Annotated in this window: 1 protein-coding gene; it reads right to left on the bottom strand. The window is 61.2% G+C overall.

Annotated features, from left to right (window positions below; translation table 11 throughout):
- Nucleotides 1-362 precede the first annotated feature (362 nt).
- Nucleotides 363-521, bottom strand: a complete 159-nt coding sequence (locus ACSF8R_RS14565) for a hypothetical protein (protein WP_434812451.1) — start codon at nucleotides 519-521, stop codon at nucleotides 363-365.
- Nucleotides 522-2,116: the final 1,595 nt, after the last annotated feature.

Here is a 2,116-nt window from a genome sequence, read left to right as displayed (position 1 = left end):
GCCGTGAGGATCGTCTCTCGGCAGGGCCACGTCGGTGATGTGAGGTCTCAGGCCATGACGGGACGCACGCGTCGCCCAGCGAGGGGCTCGTCCATGGTGACCTCGCGAAGCGGAGGATGTCGCCGCTGTCCGATGACAGTGATTTTGTCGTCTGCGCCATTGATTCTGTGTCGAGAATCCGGAGGTTCCCGTCGACCGCGCCGAATCCCAGCAACCCGTCTGCGCCGGTCCGTGCCATTGAACCTGTAGTTTCTCGGAGCCGCGACGCGAACTCGGCGACGGGACTCCCCGAATCTATCGGGGCGGCACTCAGCCGCTGAGTCAGGAAGACCGCTGCGGGACTCCAACCGCCATCATCACACTCAGCCGCGGTTGCCGACCACGAACGTCTCGCCTGCGCCTTCGCCGGCGTCCGGGAGCTCGGAGAACCCGCCCGGCAGCGTCACGGCGTCGCCACCGGCTAGATCGTCGCATCGATAGCTGACGCTGTCATCCCAGAACCCGACGGCCAGAAGTGGCATGGCAAGCGCCGCGGTTCGCGCGGCGGGCGGCGACAGGTAGGACTCGATGCCGCCGACTACAAGAGCCGGAACGCGATCGAATGCCGCCTCTGCCGCCTCAAGCAACGGCGAGGCATCGCCACCCGATACCGTCTACCGCGCCACCATCGTCCTCAACGCCGTCATCGCCTGGATCAAGGCATTGTCAGACATGTTCTAGGTGGGATTCATTTCAACGTGGGTGACGGTGTACTCCGTCCAAGGTTGCGTCCGATGCGCTGAAGAGACGATCGTTGCTCTGTCGAACTCAAACGCGTCGTATCTGGTGTCGCCGAGAACGATCGATGTGCCGCCGATACGCTCACCGTCAAAGCTAGCCGTCACGGCGTCCGAGGCGGATCCGCGTGCCTCAACATACACCTTCCCATGTGCTCTTCGCACAGCGTCTGGCCGGGTCAGCCCGAGACTGTTGACATAGTGTTCAACCGCGAATTCATAAAGCATCTCAATGCTGAAGTTCACTACCGACGTTACGATTTGGTGTTGGCAGCTAATGCCTCGTCGGGCACACGCTTGATGCCAGTGATAGACGATTCCGCTCCGAGGCGAGGGTGCGTCAAGCAGTGAACTTCGATGACCGTTCAGCCCGATTCCCACTGCTTCGTACGTGCTCGGCTCCCTGCCGAGAACGAGCAACCCACGAAGCGCCGTCGCCGCCATTCGCACCTGCAACTCCCCGAACGGCGGCAATGAGCGCCGGACCGACTCGAGCAACAGTGGATTCATCCTCACGGCGGCCATTCTGGGCCATAGGCGTAGCACACCCATCCCGATACGGTGAACACCGTACCTTGAGTGACGGTTGCATACAGGGGTGTCCCGGATTCAACTATTGTCCGACTCGCGGACCACTGAGACTGACCCCAGGGTGGGAATCCTCCCAGATCGTAGTATCCGGCTCCATAGACGGTGTCGACGAAGACCTCCCAAGTATGGCTGACTGGCAATCCGTAGGTGCTCGACTTAATGCTGTAGCCGGTGAGGAACGTCTTGTTAGCAGTGCTCACATAAATGTATGACGACCCACAGTTTCCCGCCACCGAACCGAACGGCGAAATGCTCTCGTTGGCGACGACCGCTTCACCGCCACTGGACGCCTTGGGGCCAGAGTAGGGAGCATCGGCCGGAGTTCCAACCGGGACGGAGTACAGCAGTCCGCTGTCATCAGCTCGCAGTTCGTAACCGTTTGCAGCTGCCACATCAGCATCAAGCGCAACCGCAACGAGTGGAAAACTGAGCGTCTCGACCTCGACTTCAGTGGTGGCATTGGCTGGGGTTCCGCCTAACACGAATACTCCAGCCAGAAGTACCGCAGCGAGCGATGCGGCAGTTCGAATTCTCAGCGCTGAGCGCTGGTAGCCCCCTGGAATTCTCTTAGCGACTTCGTACACCCACTTCTCGCAACATGTCAAGCGCGCGACGTGCCTCCGAGGGGCCTTGGCCCTCGATGGTGAACACGGTGTCGGTTCGGTTAGGCCGCTTCCGCGAGGGGAGCGGAAATGGCGGGCGCGTAAGCCGCTTCGTGGCTCTTCGGGGTGATCTGGTCGTTGGCTGAG

It is taken from the genome of Microbacterium sp. bgisy189, from assembly GCF_965345345.1.
Classification (GTDB): domain Bacteria; phylum Actinomycetota; class Actinomycetes; order Actinomycetales; family Microbacteriaceae; genus Microbacterium.
This window is presented reverse-complemented; position numbering and strand designations above follow the sequence as displayed.